The sequence below is a fragment of the Sphingobacterium sp. B16(2022) genome (genome assembly GCF_012030425.1).
Classification (GTDB): domain Bacteria; phylum Bacteroidota; class Bacteroidia; order Sphingobacteriales; family Sphingobacteriaceae; genus Sphingobacterium; species Sphingobacterium anhuiense.
Window position 1 is genome coordinate 217,237 of the sequence record NZ_JAAUVN010000005.1, and the last position, 16,894, is coordinate 234,130.

Genomic DNA, 16,894 nt, shown 5'->3' on the forward strand with positions numbered 1-16,894 from the left:
CATTTTTATATCAAAATCTAATTAATCTTAACTAATGAATACTATTTTAAGTACGAAGGATTATATTGTATTTTTTGTATACTTTATAATTGTTGCTTCATATGGTTTGTGGATCTACTACAAAAAGAAGTCAGCGTCAGAAGGAGCAAAGGATTATTTCTTGGCTGAAGGATCATTGACATGGTGGGCTATTGGTGCCTCCTTGATCGCTTCAAATATTTCTGCCGAACAATTCATTGGAATGAGCGGTTCGGGCTTTAAAATGGGACTTGCAATCGCAGCATATGAATGGATGGCCTCTATAACCCTGATTGTTGTAGCCATATTCTTTATGCCGGTCTATCTTAAGAATAAGATTTTTACCATGCCTCAGTTTTTAAATCAACGCTACAATAGTACTGTAGCGATGATCATGGCTGTATTTTGGTTAATGCTTTATATCGTGGTCAACTTAATGTCGATCTTATATCTTGGAGCTGTCGCTATCAGTGGTATTTCTGGTTTAGATTTGACTTTATGTATTATGTTATTGGCTGTTTTTGCTATCATCATCACATTAGGTGGTATGAAAGTTATTGGGTATACAGACGTTATTCAGGTGTTTTTCTTAGTATTAGGAGGTTTGGTAGCTACTTACTTAGCACTTAATATCATTTCAGATGGTAATGGTGTTTTAGCTGGTTTTACCACTTTGCATAATGATGCTCCTGAGCATTTCCATATGATATTCAAAACCGACAACCCTAATTATATGGACTTACCTGGTATCAGTGTTCTGATCGGGGGTATGTGGATAGCCAATTTAAGCTACTGGGGATGTAATCAGTATATTACACAGCGTGCATTGGGAGCTTCTTTGCCAACAGCAAGAAATGGTCTATTGTTTGCCGCATTTTTAAAACTCTTGATGCCAGTGATTGTTGTTATCCCAGGTATTGCTGTTTACTATATTGTAAATAAAAATTTAGGTGCTATTGATGCTTCAAGCTTATTGACCTCAACTGGAGCACAGGATCCAAATAAAGCATATCCAGCGCTCTTAACTCTTTTGCCTGCAGGCTTAAAAGGTCTTTCTTTTGCCGCATTGACTGCTGCAATCGTCGCTTCTTTAGCGGGGAAAGCAAACAGTATTGCGACCATTTTTACGTTAGATATTTACCAAAAAGCAATCAATAAAACTGCTTCTGAAAAGAATTTGGTTAATGTTGGAAAAATAGCTGTTATTGTTTCCATGATTTTAGGAACAGGATTGGCACTTATTTTAGGTGAATCGCTAATGGGAGAAGGAAAACAGGGATTCCAATACATTCAAGAATATACAGGATTCGTTTCTCCGGGTATTTTTGCGATGTTTATTCTCGGGTTCTTTTGGAAAAAAACAACATCAAATGCAGCGATGTTCGCAACGATTGGAGGCTTTATTTTATCTGTACTATTCAAAAAGTTGCCAGATATGATGGACCTTTCTTTTTTATCAAGCACCGGATTCTCTGTGCTGAATCCAACAACAGGTATTTATGAAATTCCATTTATAGACAGGATGAGTTTTGTATTTATCATCTGTGTGATCTTTATGGTAATCATTAGTTTGATTGATAACAAACGTGGCATTGTCCCTAAAGGATTAGAAATTGATGCAAAAATGTTTAAATCTCACAATGGTTTTGTTATTGGGTCATTATTGGTACTCATGATTGTGGTTGCCCTATATTCAATTTATTGGTAAGAACTACATATGCACTATAATACAAGAAAAGGCACCCAATAGGGTGCCTTTTCTTGTATGCATTATTTTTTATTAATTTATAGCAATCGAGAAATCTTAATAGTAGTGGGATTGAAGCCATGTAGACATTTGATTTGTTAGCATTTTTTTACATGCACTATTTATATAAAATGCATGCTATATTAAAATTTGTTAGATAATGACATTTTAAAAAAAATTATAAGTCTAGTCGTCAACTTTCACAACATGTTGTCAACTTCATGTTGTCTGTTTTTCATATTTGTAACGGCTTATGTAAAGATGGTGAACGGCTAGTATCTTATGATTTTTCCGACCTACTTGTCTGGCAAGTAGCACTGATAGAGAAATCTTCATGACTAATTTATTCTTGATACAATAAATTTAAGTGAGTTTTTTGTGCTCTATGATAGATGCATGTTCTTGTTTATTTGTGAATGTAGTAGGTCGGTTTTTTATTTTCAATTTTTTATAGGGAAGTCAATTGATTTGGGAACATACTTAGTATAGCTAAAGCTTTTAATTACACGAAAAACTTATAAACATATAATAAGAATGAAAACATTAAGGCAAGATCGTTTTAAAACTCGTGTCATGAAAGAGTTTCAAACTCATAATCGGGAACAACCTTTAAAAAGCATTTTAAAAGTAAAACCTCCGGAACAATACTATGCACAGTTTACATCTCCTTTAAATGGACTTGATTCTTACAGTGCTGTTGTGCGCGATGAAAAAGCCGATATACTTCGAATCTCATTAGTCAATATGGCGATTTATGAATTTTACTTGTTTGCGTTTGGTTTATCGGCAAATTTTCCTGTCTCACGTATTTTTATCTATGATGATAATCGGTGTCAGTATTTACATACTCAGGATTGTGGAGACTCCGCATTATGGAGGGAGAAGTATTTGTATTGCTATGAAATTACTTTACCTGCGGCAACTGAAAGGGAGGAGTATCAGCAGCGTATTTTAAATGATTTGGACAGTATGTTTCAGCTGGAGGTGAAAATCGAAAAAGAGCATGTTGTATCTGATATTTATTATAATGAAAAACTGGGTTGTCCAGTAGCAACAAGCTGGCATGAACAGACTGTGATGACAATAAAACCTAAGAACGTATTATGTTCATGATTCTTTAATGAAGTCTGTTTTATGATGAAAAAATGACGTGAATAAAAAAAGCACATAGATGAATATGTGCTTTTTTTATACGGTGTAAAAATCTGTTTTTATCTCTGACCAGGTAAATAGATTTGGAATCCAAGTCCTACTCCTAAGCCAGAAGACTTCTCACCTAAGTTAACGTTCGATTTGGTATAGTTATAACCGACAGTAGCCTCAAGTGCAACTGTTCTTGTAATAAAGTGTGCATAACCAAGATTTGCTCCTAAAGCTAAGGAAGCACCTTTTCCAACTGAACTACCTGCGATACCAATATCACCTTGTCCGAAGAAACGTCCTGACGAAGATGAACCTTCTGGGAAATAATATCTGACAAAAGGTGCAATACCATAATTCCATTCGTTATCATGATCTTTTACAGCAATAAATCCTAAGTTAGCTTGAGCTCCGATCGCGATACCATCAGAAACAAAATAACCAGCTCGAGGTTGTACGTTGATATTAAATGCTTTTCCTTCAAAACTATAACCTAGATTTGCTAAGGAACCACCAACCATCCAGTTACCTTTTTTTATTGGGGCAGTTCCAACATCTGCTGAACTTTGTGGAACAGTTTCGATCTTTTGTGCATTTGCGCCGAAAGCTATTCCCCCCATAATTGTAAGTAGTAATGCTAATTTCTTCATGATTCGTAAGTTTTCTATATAATTAACGATTGTTGTTTATTATATAACAGTAAACGAAATCAAAAGTTTTCTTTTTTTTTGCTTGTAACTTACAATTAAGATCCGAAATTAATTATTTTTAATTTTTAGCTGTTAAATTTTCTGTTTTAAACTGCTCTTAAAAGAGCAGCAACGAAGTTAAGTGGTTATTGTATTATTGTTTTTACGATTTGAGAAATGTGGGTAACACTTGGAGGAAGTTCAATTAATTGAAAATTTCTAAAATGTATTTCCGAACCTTCAGATTCAAGACATAGGTACCCTTTCTTAATAGTCGAATTGCGAATACCATTGACAAATTTTCCGTTCACAGCTAATTTAATTGTACCGTCCACGCAGACGATCGTATATTTATTCCATTCTCCTTTCCCTTTAGCCCGATTCTCTATCGCTTTACTTCTTGTACCGCGTGGATTATCTGGTATTGTTTCCACACCGCCCACACCAAATAATTCGCCATGAACGTAAGCGATTGGCGGTACAACACCGTCTTTGGTATTTTGTTTTACCCAATCCAATTCCAGCATCTGCACTTCAACTCCTCCTGGAAGTCTTCCTATGGAATCGGGCTCTGCATCCGACCATACAAAGATACCCGAGTTACCTCCTGCATAGATATGCTTCCATTCGACATGGATAATAAAGTTTTCATATAGTTTTTCAGAACGCATGACACCAATAGGAAGCCCTGTACATATGAGTGATTTTCCATTTAAACGCCAAGTATCTTTGGCTGTGTTTACATTTAGCCAGTTGATTGAATTTTTCGTGGGCTTTTTTGATAAAAGTAGATCCTCAAGTTGTACTTCTTCGCCAAAAGATAAGGGTATTTTTTGAGCGTAGTTATGCTGACATAAAGCGATCAAAAGAAAAAATAAACCGATAGTTTTAAGGTTCATATTGATGTAGTGAAACGGTTTAAAAAAGGTTAAATAAGGATTATGATTAACATACTGCGTACAAGCAAACTTAAATAAATTTGTAGTAATAAGCAATATAATTATCACCAATTCTATTGCTCATCATCTGACCCAGTGGATATGCATATTGTCTCAGTATTTAGCCTTTTTAATTATTTTATCAAGTGTTTTTTTACAATAAAACTTTTGATAATCAATATTTTGAAGGGTGTTGTTGAGAGTGTGTACTTTGAACATTTACATGAAAAATGATCTTTAAAGATGGTGATCACGACCATTATTTTTCTTATCTTTAGCAATAAGGGAACTTTTTTCAGTACGATAATAAAGGAGAAAATTTCTTGGACATTAAACAATAAAAAGTTTAATGCTTCTGCTCGGCTATCGGGCTCATTTATAATATCCAATTATATGATAAAAACTCCAGGGCTTCTTTTCAGAGAAGCAATGCAACAGGAAAAACCATTACAGGTGGTTGGAACTATCAACGCGAACCATGCTCTGCTAGCTCAGCAAGCAGGTTTTCAGGCCATTTATTTATCGGGAGGAGGAGTTGCCGCGGGTTCTTTGGGAATTCCTGATCTTGGTATTACCACGCTGGAAGATGTACTGGTTGATGTGCAGCGTATTACGAACGTTTGTCCAGTCCCTTTATTGGTCGATATCGATACCGGATTCGGACCCTCGGCATTTAATATAGCACGTACGATTCAGTCTTTGATCAAGGCTGGTGCTGCAGCTGTTCACATGGAGGACCAGGTGGGAGCAAAACGTTGTGGACATCGACCTGGAAAAGAATTGGTATCGAAGACAGAGATGGTGGACCGTATTAAAGCTGCTGTGGATGCACGTACGGATAATACATTTGTAATCGGCGCCCGTACAGATGCTTTAGCATCAGAAGGTTTAGAGGCGGCTTTAGATAGAGCTATCGCATATAAAGAGCCTGGAGCTGATTTTATTTTTGCAGAGGCTGTTCATGAACTGGATCAATACAGACGATTTCATGATGCAACCCAATTGCCTGTTTTAGCAAATATTACAGAGTTTGGTCAAACGCCAATGTTTACTCGAGATGAATTACATCAAGTAGGAGTTTCAATAATTTTATATCCGCTCTCTGCTTTTCGAGCAGCTAATAAAGCGGCTGAAAATGTATATCAGCATATTCGAAAAGATGGTACGCAAGCTGCCGTTCTGGTAGGTATGCAAACCCGTGAAGAACTTTATCGTAGCATTAATTATTATGCATATGAAAATAAACTAGATCAATTGTTCAATACTAAGCATGATGACAGAAACAAATGAAATGGGTTTTAAACCCAAGAAAAGCGTCGCATTATCTGGTGTTGCCGCAGGCAATACAGCATTAAGCACCGTCGGAAAAAGTGGTAATGACTTACATTATCGAGGTTATGATATTTTGGAACTTGCAGATCAGGCTAGTTTTGAAGAAGTAGCCTATTTATTGATCTATGGAAATTTACCGACTAAATCGCAATTGACCACTTATCAGGCACAATTAATAAGTCAACGTGGATTACCGATCGCGATATAGAAAGTTTTAAAACAATTGCCGACAACTGCCCATGCAATGGATGTTCTTCGAACTTATGTTTCGGTATTTGGGAGTATTCAACCTGAAAAGGAAAGTCATCCAAGTGCTGGTGCGCGCGATATTGTCAACCGTTTAATGGCCTCTATGGCTTCTGCTTTGTTGTATTGGTATCATTTTAGCCAACATGGTCGAGAAATTGATGTCGAAACGACCGATGGAACTTTGGGTGCGCATTTTTTACACTTGTTGCATGGCACGCCGCCATCTGCATCTTGGATAAGAGCCATGCAGGTGTCTCTTAATCTGTATGCTGAACATGAGTTTAACGCCTCTACTTTTGCCGCCCGTGTTATTGCAGGTACTGGATCGGATCTTTATTCTTGTATTGCAGGAGCTATTGGTGCCCTGCGGGGACCAAAACATGGTGGTGCTAATGAAGTAGCCTTTGAAATACAGAGTCGTTATGCCAATGCTGATGAAGCGGAGGCTGATATTCGTAAGCGGTTAGCGAATAAAGAGGTTATTATTGGATTTGGTCATCCTGTTTATACCATTTCAGATCCGCGTAACCAGGTTATTAAGCGTATTGCTAGGGAGCTATCGGAGGAAGCGGGCGATATGACACTATATTCCATTGCCGAGCGTTTGGAATCTGTGATGTGGGAAGAAAAGAAAATGTTTCCCAATTTAGACTGGTATTCGGCCGTTTCATATCATATGATGGGTATCCCAACTGAAATGTTTACCCCTTTATTTGTGCTGTCACGGATAACAGGATGGTCGGCACATGTATTTGAACAGCGTCAGGACGGGAAGATTATTCGACCTAGTGCTCACTATATCGGACCAGAAAATAGGCCTTATATTCCTATTTCTGAAAGGTAATGTGAGAAAATATACAAATGAACGCAACAATTGAAATTTAATATTTACGAATAGTTTTTTAGAAAAAATGGCATCACAAATTTCGAATGAACGACCGCCGGTTGATCAGGTCTTGGCTGATATTGCAGATTATGTACTTCAATATAAGATTGAAAGCAAAGTTGCATGGAGAACTGCATTTTACTGTTTTTTGGATACATTAGGATGCGGTTTTGAAGCGCTCACTTACCCTGCCTGTACAAAATTGTTAGGTCCGGTGGTATCTGGTACCATTGTGCCAAACGGTGCGAAAGTTCCTGGAACAAACTACCAATTAGATCCGATACAGGCTGCTTTTAATATCGGTACAATTGTGCGCTGGTTGGATTTTAATGATACTTGGCTTGCGGCAGAATGGGGACATCCTTCGGATAACTTAGGAGGTATTTTAGCAACGGCTGATTGGTTGAGTAGAACCCGTATTGCTATGGGTGAAAAACCTTTAAAAGCAAGGGAAGTCTTAGAAGCAATGATCATGGCACATGAGATTCAGGGTGTTCTTGCTTTGGAAAATTCTTTTAATAAAGTGGGCTTAGATCACGTCATTCTTGTTAAAGTAGCTTCCACAGCTGTGGTTGGTAAATTGTTGGGATTAAGTCGTGATGAATTGATCAATGCTGTTTCACTGGCATTTGTTGATGGGCAGGCACTGCGAACATATCGTCATGCACCCAATACAGGTAGCCGTAAATCTTGGGCAGCAGGCGATGCAACCTCACGTGCTGTAAAGTTAGCATTGATAGCCAAGACAGGGGAAATGGGATATCCTTCCGTATTAACGGCTCCAGTGTGGGGATTTTATGATGTTTCGTTCAAAGGAAAGGAATTCCAATTTCAGCGAGCTTATGGTTCTTATGTGATGGAAAATGTTTTATTTAAGATTTCTTTTCCTGCTGAATTCCATTCTCAGACAGCTGTTGAGGCCGCCATGTTGTTGCATGATCAACTTAAAGCAATAGGGAAAACTGTTGAGTCTATTAAGCATATAGAAATTAGGACCCATGAAGCTGCTATTCGCATTATTGATAAAAAGGGGCCACTTCATAATCCTGCTGATAGGGATCATTGTATACAATATATGATTGCGGTACCTTTGATCTATGGCCGATTGACAGCAGAAGATTATGAAGATCGGATAGCTATGGATCCTCGAATTGATGTTTTGCGTGATAAAATGAATTGTATCGAAGATTCTAAATTAACAGAAGATTATCATGATCCTGAAAAAAGGGCAATTGCAAATGGATTGATGATTACATTAAATGATGGAACAAAGCTCTCTGAAATTTTGGTTGAATATCCAATAGGGCATCCACGCCGCCGCGATGAAGGTATTCCTAAACTGATTGAAAAATACAGGATTAATTTGGCCCGCATATTTGCAGATAAACAACAGAAACAAATCTTAAATGCAACATTGGATTACGATACTTTTATCGATATGGATGTTAATCAGTTAGTTGATTTGATGGTGAAATAAAGTTAGTTAGTTAGTTAGTTAGTTAGTTAGTTAGTTAGTTAGTTAGTTAGTTAGTTAGTTAGTTAGTTAGTTAGTTAGTTAGTTAGTTAGTTAGTTAGAGAAGGTTTTCATAAAGGTTTTTTTTAAAACTTTTATGAAAACCTTTTTTGAATTTATAAATTTTGGGCTTGGATAGGCCAGTTGGATTGAAGGCCTAAATAAAAGCTGTAATTCTCTTCGGCGAGCTGATGTAACGAGGTTGGAATCATCCATTGTTCGCCTAGTTGCGCAAAACGCTGACAGTCTCTTACAAATTTTTGAAGGCCAACTTGGTCTATATGACCAAATACACCACCTGTATGAATGGGATAGCCAATCCCTAAGGTAGCGCCGATATCGCCATCGATCGGTCTGTCGAGTATCCCTTCTATTAAGCATCGGTAACTATCCAGTGCCATAACATGTAATAATCGATCCCGAATGTTGGTCGTTTCGGGCAATGTAGCTAAGGTAGGTAAATTCGAATCTTGCCAAATTGTTTTTTTTCCGGATGCAATGTCATAGTCATAAAAACCTCTATTGGATTTTCGTCCATTTCGTCCATTATCCACAAGTTTTTTTAAATAATCATAGCATCGCCTCTGGCTTGGATGTAGATGGGGTAGTTGGTCGTATACATGCAGCATAAGCGATAGCGAAATTTCATCAAGAACTGCCAAAGGACCAACAGCAAACCCAGCATTTATTGCTTGTTCATCAATGAGAGATGCAGGAATACCTTCCAACAGCATCGTCACTGCTTCCAGTAGGTAGTTGAAAAAAATACGGGAAGTAAAGAATGCAGGGCCATCATGTACAACAATTGGAATCTTTCCCAGTTGACGGACTACTTGTAGAGCCTTAGACAGGGTTTGTTCACTTGTCTGATTCCCGCGTATGATTTCTACTAAAGCCATTCGATCTACAGGTGAAAAAAAATGCATTCCAATAAAGTTTTCTGGTTTCGGACTTACTAAAGCCAATTCACTGATGGGTAATGATGTGGTATTGGAAGCAAAAAAACCATTATTATTTAGGAAAGGAAGTGTTTCAGTACTGACAGCCGCCTTAAGATTTTTGTCTTCAAACACAGCTTCGATAATGAGATCAACTTCTCCAAAATCTTTTGTCTGATCTGTAGGGGAGATTCGGGAGAGGAGAGCCTGTCTTTTTTCTTCATTCATTTTTCCCAGTTCCACCCATTTTGCTGATACTTTTTCTGCATATTTTTTTCCTTGCTCTGCTTGTTGTAAAGTCACATCTTTCAAGATAACATCAATTCCTGAGCGAGCAGCTTCGAATGCAATTCCAGACCCCATCATACCAGCTCCTAATATTGCCATCCTTTTTAATTCATATGAGCTATTGGCTAATGGACCTGTAGCTTTTGTAGCTTCATTTATACCGAAGTACTGAGTCCGGATGATACTGCAGGTAATAGGATCGCGCAGGGTCTGGATAAAATACGCTATTTCAATACGGAGTGCTTCTTGTTTTGGAAGATTGTGTTTTTGATAAATAACTGCCATACAGTTGTCTATGTTTGGCTTAATTCCTAGGTTACGTTTTTTGATGGGTACGGTAAGATTATCCCATTGTGCTCCATCCCATGGTGGAGTTGGTTTCCGAGCCTGTTCATGCACATGTTCTAAGATCCATGTTTTGGCTTGAAAGATTGCATGATCGATATTTGAAGAAATGAGATCGATTAAACCTATTTCTTTAGCTTTTTGTGCTGTGATTATTTTAGCCTGTAGCACCAATGGAAGAGCATCTTGTGCATCAAGTATCTCTGTTATTTGTATGGTGGCACCAAACCCTGGAAATAATCCATAGTTGACTTCTGGAAATCCTATTTTTATCTGCTCAAGGGCAATCCGGCAGTGTGCCCATAGTTGTGTCGAAAGCTGTAAACTCAGACAATCACTGTCCATTAGACCGACAATGGGTTTCTTTTGTTGGTTAAGCTCATTAAAATTTGAAAGGAGTGATTTCAAACGTAGCTTAAATGAATTTTCATCTGATGCTTGTTGAAGTAAAATATCATAGTTAATAGCTTGGCCTATAAGTGGATTTTTGAATATTATTCCTTTTACTTCAGTGAGATCAATCTGATCACGGATGATGGTCACAAATTGTTCTAATCGCTCTAAGTCATTTCCATGGATAGTTTCTGTAGAAATTAAGGGGCTAATCAATACGACTCCCTGTTCATCTCTTTCACTTAAGAAATAAGTAAAATATGTAGGATTAATTTTCTGCATTTTTTTAGGTGTTATATTCCCTTATGGGGAGTTGCAGTATAGAGTTTAATTAATTTGAAGAAATTGTTTTATCGGATTTGGATTGATAATTGACTTTATCAATTGTCATTTTAGCAATAATTTCCAACATGATTTCAGATGTTCCCCCGATAATGGTACCGACTCTTATATCACGGTAGATACGGGCTATTTTGAAATCTTCTGTAAAGGCATAACCACCAAAAAGTTGAAAACATTGGCTTACAATACGGACCGCAAGCTCACTCGCCTGTAATTTCGCAATCGAACATTCTTTAACTGCATATTTTCCAAGTTGTTGCAAATCGCAACAAGCATATATAAATGCTTTTGTTGTAGCGATATCTGCAACCATTTGTGCGACGCGATGTCTCACTACTTGGAAATCTTGCAGTTTATGCTTAAATACTTCACGTTTGTTAATATATTCTAGGGTATACTGTAAGGCAGAATCTGCTGTAGCAATGCTTTGGATTGCTGCGGTCAGGCGTTCCAGTTGTAGTCCGTCCATCAGGTAACTAAAACCCGCACCTTCTTCACCTATTAAATGTGAAATGGGGACTTTTACCTGATCAAAACCCAATTCTGCTGTATCAGAAGCATGCCAGCCCATTTTATTGATTTTGGTTGCAGTTACTCCTGAAGCATGACGGTCGATCAAGAGCAAACTGATACCTTTACTACCTTTGGTCGGATCGGTTTTAACAGCAGTAATAAAAAAATCGCCATAGTAACCATTGGTGATAAAGGTTTTCGAACCGTTAACAATGTAATAATCACCTTCCCGGATAGCAGTTGTTTGGATTTTTTGTACATCAGATCCAGCACCTGGTTCTGTAATAGCTACTGCACTGACCAAATCTCCAGCAATAACACCTTTTAAATATTTTTCTTTTAATTCTTCAGAGGCATACTTGAGTAAGTATGGGGCTGACATATATTGAATGACTAATGCTGTTATCGTGAATCCTCCCGAAAAACACTGAGAGAGCTCTTCGCACAGAATCATGGAATAATAAAAATCAAGGTCGAGCCCACCATAAACTTCTGGATAGTTAAGACCTGTAAAGCCCATGTCGCCCATTTTTTTCCAAATGGCACGATCTATTTTACCTTCTTCTTCCCATTGGTCAATATAAGGCAGGATCTCTTTACGGATAAATGCTTTTAAACTTTCGCGAAATACGTGGTGCTCAACTGTCAATTGTGTTGCTTGCATATGCTATCAAGTTTTATTGGTTATATTTTCTCTTTTGGTTTTGGTGATCCAAATAAGTTGAAGCTAATTTAAATTAAAAAGCTGACGTTTCCATTTATTTGAAAGTTAATTTTTATGGTAACTTATTTTTATGGGAGACTGTTCGCTTGATTTAAGTGTTTTAGGCTCATTTATAAGCTTATTAAAGATTTCTGTTTAACCGATTCATTTACTGTTTACTATTTTTTGTACCTTTAAATATAACTTTATGATAACGCTCTACTGTTTGTTTTCTTCGTAGGTCAATTGGGATTCGCAGTTCGGGGGAAACCGGATCTGACTTCTAGATAAAACAAGGTAGTAGCATAGATAACCAAAATAATAAACGATGACTAAGAAAGTATTTATTGTCGCGGCGCAACGTACCGCAATAGGAAGCTTTGGAGGAGGATTATCCACTTTGAGCGCGACAGAATTGGGTGCTCAAGCTGTTAAAGCAGTTTTGAGTCAAGTTGCTGTTGATGGCAAAGAAGTGGATGAATTATTAATGGGCTGTGTCCTACAAGCTGATTTGGGACAAGCTCCCGCTCGCCAGGTTTTAAAATATGCAGGTTTACCCGATGATATTCCTGCGACTACTATTAATAAGGTTTGTGCAAGTGGAATGAAGGCGGTAGCATTAGGGGCACAGGCTATTTTATTGGGTGATGCTCATGTGGTACTTGTTGGCGGTATGGAAAGTATGAGTCGCGTACCTTATTATGCACCTACAGTACGTTGGGGAGCGAAATACGGTCATCAAAGTTTAGTAGACGGAGTACAGAAAGATGGACTGAGTGACGCTTATTCGCAAGACGCAATGGGTGTTTTTGGGGAGCTGTGTGCCATTAAATATGGTATTAACCGAGAAGAGCAGGATGCCTATGCGGTATCGTCCTATACCAGAAGCCGTGATGCCTGGAAAGAGGGAAAGTTTGATAAAGAAGTGGCTCCGATAACAGTTTCTACCCGAAAAGGAGAAGTTGTTGTCAAGCAAGATGAAGAATTTACGCAGGTCAATTTTGAGAAAATTTATACTTTGAAACCAGCTTTTCAAAAAGACGGAACGATTACTGCAGCAAATGCTTCTACTTTAAGTGATGGAGCTGCGGCATTATTACTCATGTCCGGTGAGAAAATGGAAGCATTGGGTTTACAGCCTTTAGCTGAAATCATTGCATATGCTGATGCGGAACAGGAACCGGAATGGTTTACAACGACGCCTAGTCTCGCCGTGAAAAAAGTATTAGCAAAAGCAGATCTAGAATTGTCTGATATTGACTTTTTTGAATTTAATGAAGCTTTTTCAGTTGTAGCATTAGTAAATGCCCGTTTGCTGGATATTTCATTGGAAAGGATGAATGTTTATGGGGGAGCAGTATCTTTAGGTCACCCTCTAGGGTGTTCGGGTGCCAGAATTTTAGTAACCTTAACAAGTGTGCTGGAGCAGGAGAGAGGACAGTATGGGTTAGCAGCAATTTGTAATGGTGGCGGTGGTGCTTCTGCAATGATTATTAAAAGATGTAATGTATAGTAGCGATCAGGTTAGATATATTATCATACATACATATGGACTGAAGGTTATAATACTGAGTTTAGAGAATATTGTTAAGTGACAGTACTCATTTACATGAAAGGTTCCTATCTTTAACACAAATTTCTCCATCGAAGGTAAAAGACCGTTTTTCTTATATAGAGAAACGGTCTTTTGTTTGCACCTAATTTGTTCGGCATAATTACTTCTTATAACGATCGCTAATCTTTTCAATATAATGTTAAAAATCAAAAGGGTAGGCTTCTTATTTCTGATATTATATTTAAAATTGTTTGCGTTTTTTTTTAAATAAAAAGTACAAAATAATTTGCATTCTTATTTTTCCTTTCTATATTAGTGTATTAATTAAATAATACAGTAGTATGATAACTATTAAAAACCTAAATTTCAGCTACAGCAAATCGCGACCATTATTTAAAAATATGGATCTTCATTTACAGGAAGGGCATATTTATGGTCTATTGGGGAAAAATGGTGCAGGCAAGTCGACGTTACTGAAGAATATGGCCGGTTTGGTCTATCCTGTAAGTGGTACGATTGAAGTGTTACAGCATGATCCTTGTAAACGCGAACCTGCTCTGCTTCAGGAAATCAGTTTTATTCCTGAGGAATTTCACTTACCAGCAGTGAAATCCGCAACTTTTGTAAAAGCGAATGCCGTTTTTTATCCAAAGTTTGATCATGCATATTTTCAAGAACTGATCAGAGAGTTTGAAATTCCGATCGAACAGAAGCTTGCAGATATGAGTTATGGGCAAAAGAAGAAATATATCATATCATTTGGTTTGGCCTCCAATACCAAAATCATGATTATGGATGAACCTACTAATGGTCTAGATATTCCTTCTAAAGTGCAATTTCGCAAAATTATGGCCTCGGCTATTGCTGACGACCGCTGTGTTATTATTTCGACACATCAAGTACGTGATCTCGACAACCTGATCGATGCGGTTATTCTATTGGATGAACATCGGGTGGTATTAAATGCTAATGTTAATCGTATTACGGATCATATCAGCTTTAAAAAAGTACCTGAGTTGAACGATGATGTGCTTTATTCAGAACCTGCATTAGGTGGTTTTAATACCATACAGTTGAATGCGATGGGAGAAGACTCGAAATTAGATCTGGAACTGTTGTTTAATGCTGTTTTACAGAAAAAAGAATTGATTACAAACCTTTTAAATGTTACTGAAGATGTCGAACGTATTTAATGTTAATCGCTTGTGTGCATTGATTCGCCGGCAGTGGATTTCTGTCGGACGCATTTATTTGATGTCCCTAATTATTGTTGCTGGAGTTTTTATAGCTTTTTATAGTTTCTATTTTTCTAGATATTTTGAAGAGCTAAAATTTGGAAATGCTACTGGAGAATATTTGCTCAATTTTAGAGTTCCTTTATTTTTCATTTTGGGTTTATTCTTTATCACTGTTGTCTCTAGCAGTTATTTCTCTGACCTAGGCCAAAAAACTAAAGCCATCTTTGAATTAATGATGCCAGCTTCTCGTTTAGAAAAATTTCTTGCAGCTATTTTTTATACTGTTATTGTGAGTTTAGGGGCTTACTTTTTACTTTTCTATTTAATTGATCTGGCCTTTGTATCTTATTTAAGAAGTACAGGGTCTTCGATAATAACCAAAACTTATTCTACTGGTGAAACAGTGATAACCGACCATTGGCTTTATTTCTTCAAATTGGAAAAATGGAAGTACTTACATTATTTATATTTCCTACCATTCTTATTGAACGCTTTGTTTTTACTGGGTTCTATTGCCTATAAAAACTTTCAATATATTAAAACTGCTATTACCATGATTATATATATAGCGATCTGGATGATTTCATATATTTATGTGATGAAATTAACTACTAAAGATACCATTCAAGTTGGAGGAAATGCTTTTCAAGATGAAATCCATGTATTTCAGCTCATTATGGCGATAGGAATTATTTTAACATTAGTTTTTTGGGGGTTAGCATTCTTGAGATTAAAAGAAAAGGAGGTTTAGTATGGATTTTAATGCTAATAAAGCCATTTATCTTCAGATAGCAGCTTATGTATGTGATCATATTCTGTTGGGGACGTGGAAAGTGGATGATAAACTCCCATCGGTACGGGAGTTGGCGGTACAATTGGAAGTAAATCCAAATACAGTAATGCGGACTTATGACTTGTTACAGCAAAAGGAAATAGTAGTGAACAGACGAGGAGTTGGTTTTTTTGTAACTGATGCTTCTGTAAGTAATGTGAAGGCATATCGAAAAGCGGTGTTTTTAGAAGAAGATCTTTTTCCATTTTTTAGAAATATTTATTTACTAGAAATTAGCTTAGATGAATTAAAACAGCGTTACCACAACTTTATCGAACAAAATTTTAAAAATAACGAATTATGAAACTGAGTACTAAATTATTGATAGGCTTGGGGATAGCGCTACTTATTATTCCTACAGTCACGACCTCCTATATCGTGGGGCATAATAGTATCGATATAAACGTGTATAATAAAATACTGAACCAAGAGGGAAAAGATCCAAATACGAAAGACACGTATCTTAAAACCGTTAAAAGTAATAACTTTAAAAAGGTCAGCATTACTGGAAGTGATAGTTTAAACTATATTATCCCTATCAGATTATATGTGATCAAGAGTGATAAGCGTGCTGTGAAAATAGCAAAAGAGGATGCTGAACGGTTAACAATTAAATCGGATGAGAATGGACAGTTAAGTATTAAGTTCAATTTTTATGGCAATTACTATAATACGCCAATTTATATCTTTACACCCAATCTAGAGCAGATAGATTTAACAAATTTGATGGTCAATGAATTTTCCACTAAACAAGATGAATTAACGATCGTAGGAAACAAACTTTCAGGATTTGTTATGAATAATGGAACGCAAATCAACAAATTGAATTTTATACTGAAGTATTCGCAATTTGCTATTAATAACGGAGAGCAAGATAGCCCAGTTTCATTCAATTTAAATCACTTGAATTTCGATTTAGATAGTTCCAATGTGAATTTTGCAAAGAATAATTATGAAAGCGTTCAAATTAAAGCTAAAGATTCACAGTTGTATTTTGTAGGTGAAAATGAAGGTAGATATTTGAAAAATATGAATTTAGAAACGATTGGAGCGAGTACAATTGGTTTCAATGATTACCAGATTGGTGCATTATCTGGAAAACTTTCAGACGAAACAAAAACAGACTTTACACTTTCTACCTTGCGTAAATTTTTAAAATAATCGTTTACGTCAAAGTTGTTAATTAACAAAAACGCTCTTCAAATTTAATTGAAGAGCGTTTTTTATTTTATATT

General features: G+C 36.7%; 13 protein-coding genes and 1 pseudogene. 10 read left to right on the plus strand and 4 right to left on the minus strand.

All coding sequences use genetic code 11. The features are described from left to right. Window positions 1-34: 34 nt before the first annotated feature. Together HCX49_RS21610 and HCX49_RS21615 are read left to right on the plus strand one after the other, a co-directional pair. A complete protein-coding gene (locus HCX49_RS21610; RefSeq protein ID WP_132771878.1) occupies window positions 35-1,726 on the plus strand; it encodes a sodium/sugar symporter in 1,692 nt (563 codons plus the stop codon). Between the two features lie 573 nt (window positions 1,727-2,299). Beyond that, the gene (locus tag HCX49_RS21615) at window positions 2,300-2,878 is read left to right on the plus strand and encodes a hypothetical protein (protein WP_132843920.1); all 579 of its coding nucleotides are present in this window, start codon (window positions 2,300-2,302) and stop codon (window positions 2,876-2,878) included. Window positions 2,879-2,976: 98 nt separating this feature from the next. On the opposite strand, the gene HCX49_RS21620 is transcribed toward HCX49_RS21615, so the two are convergent. Beyond that, on the minus strand, window positions 2,977-3,555 hold the full coding sequence (locus HCX49_RS21620; RefSeq protein ID WP_021190911.1) for a hypothetical protein: 579 nt from the start codon (window positions 3,553-3,555) through the stop codon (window positions 2,977-2,979). Window positions 3,556-3,740: 185 nt separating this feature from the next. After that, a complete protein-coding gene (locus HCX49_RS21625; protein WP_132843919.1) occupies window positions 3,741-4,493 on the minus strand; it encodes a DUF1080 domain-containing protein in 753 nt (250 codons plus the stop codon). A 432-nt stretch (window positions 4,494-4,925) separates the two neighbouring features. On the opposite strand from HCX49_RS21625, the gene prpB reads away from it, so the two are divergent. The 3 genes and pseudogenes from prpB (at window position 4,926) to HCX49_RS21640 (ending at window position 8,476) form a co-directional block, all read left to right on the plus strand. Next, a complete protein-coding gene (gene prpB / locus HCX49_RS21630) occupies window positions 4,926-5,822 on the plus strand; it encodes a methylisocitrate lyase (protein ID WP_168128105.1) in 897 nt (298 codons plus the stop codon). A 1-nt stretch (window position 5,823) separates the two neighbouring features. Next, window positions 5,824-6,957 (plus strand): annotated as a pseudogene (gene prpC / locus HCX49_RS21635) (2-methylcitrate synthase). Window positions 6,958-7,024: 67 nt separating this feature from the next. Beyond that, window positions 7,025-8,476, plus strand: a complete 1,452-nt coding sequence (locus HCX49_RS21640) for a bifunctional 2-methylcitrate dehydratase/aconitate hydratase (protein WP_168128106.1) — start codon at window positions 7,025-7,027, stop codon at window positions 8,474-8,476. A 152-nt stretch (window positions 8,477-8,628) separates the two neighbouring features. Here the strand turns inward: HCX49_RS21640 and HCX49_RS21645 are convergent, their stop codons facing one another. Both HCX49_RS21645 and HCX49_RS21650 read right to left on the minus strand, forming a co-directional pair. Further along, entirely contained in the window at window positions 8,629-10,758 is a 2,130-nt protein-coding gene (locus HCX49_RS21645) for a 3-hydroxyacyl-CoA dehydrogenase NAD-binding domain-containing protein (protein ID WP_168128107.1), read from the minus strand. Window positions 10,759-10,807: 49 nt separating this feature from the next. After that, window positions 10,808-11,995 (minus strand): acyl-CoA dehydrogenase family protein, encoded by a 1,188-nt coding sequence (locus HCX49_RS21650; RefSeq protein ID WP_168128108.1) that lies wholly within the window; start codon window positions 11,993-11,995, stop codon window positions 10,808-10,810. Window positions 11,996-12,362: 367 nt separating this feature from the next. Here HCX49_RS21650 and HCX49_RS21655 point away from each other — a divergent pair, with 367 nt between their 5' ends. From HCX49_RS21655 to HCX49_RS21675, 5 genes are all read left to right on the plus strand, one after another. Then, a complete protein-coding gene (locus HCX49_RS21655) occupies window positions 12,363-13,547 on the plus strand; it encodes a thiolase family protein (protein ID WP_168128109.1) in 1,185 nt (394 codons plus the stop codon). A gap of 383 nt (window positions 13,548-13,930) precedes the next feature. Further along, window positions 13,931-14,782 carry an ATP-binding cassette domain-containing protein gene (locus HCX49_RS21660; protein WP_168128110.1) on the plus strand — a complete coding sequence of 284 codons (852 nt, stop codon included), beginning with the start codon at window positions 13,931-13,933 and terminating at the stop codon, window positions 14,780-14,782. Then, complete coding sequence (locus HCX49_RS21665; protein ID WP_168128111.1) at window positions 14,766-15,578, plus strand: hypothetical protein; 813 nt, start codon at window positions 14,766-14,768, stop codon at window positions 15,576-15,578. The genes HCX49_RS21660 and HCX49_RS21665 overlap by 17 nt, the downstream gene beginning before the upstream one ends. A gap of 1 nt (window position 15,579) precedes the next feature. Further along, entirely contained in the window at window positions 15,580-15,963 is a 384-nt protein-coding gene (locus HCX49_RS21670) for a GntR family transcriptional regulator (RefSeq protein WP_132771869.1), read from the plus strand. Further along, a complete protein-coding gene (locus HCX49_RS21675) occupies window positions 15,960-16,820 on the plus strand; it encodes a hypothetical protein (protein ID WP_132771868.1) in 861 nt (286 codons plus the stop codon). The genes HCX49_RS21670 and HCX49_RS21675 overlap by 4 nt, the downstream gene beginning before the upstream one ends. Window positions 16,821-16,894: the final 74 nt, after the last annotated feature.